Annotated in this window: 1 protein-coding gene; it reads left to right on the forward strand. The window is 40.1% G+C overall.

Features of this window, described 5'->3' with window-relative positions; all coding sequences use genetic code 11:
• A partial coding sequence (locus AAEY57_RS20015; protein ID WP_350608668.1) for a GNAT family N-acetyltransferase occupies nucleotides 1-272 on the forward strand: 272 nt, incomplete at both ends.

Below are 272 nucleotides of genomic sequence, written 5' to 3' on the forward strand. Positions count from 1 at the left end.
GCATAACTCCCGGCGAATTTGAATACAGCCACAATGGCGAAATTGGTTATTGGCTTAATAAAGCCTATTGGGGGCAAGGTATTATTACTCTCGCTATTGAACTTATATGCAATGAAGCGTTTGCAAGCTCACACTTAAACAGAATTTTTGGTGCCGTGTTTGCTGGTAATACCGGCTCTATGAAAGCACTTACTAAGAGCGGCTTTGAGCAAGAGGCTGTGCTTAAACAGGCCATTTATAAAAACGGGGTATTTTACAACAATCATATATTT

Source organism: Pseudoalteromonas sp. MER144-MNA-CIBAN-0113, assembly GCF_040308965.1.
In the GTDB taxonomy this organism is placed as follows: domain Bacteria; phylum Pseudomonadota; class Gammaproteobacteria; order Enterobacterales; family Alteromonadaceae; genus Pseudoalteromonas; species Pseudoalteromonas tetraodonis.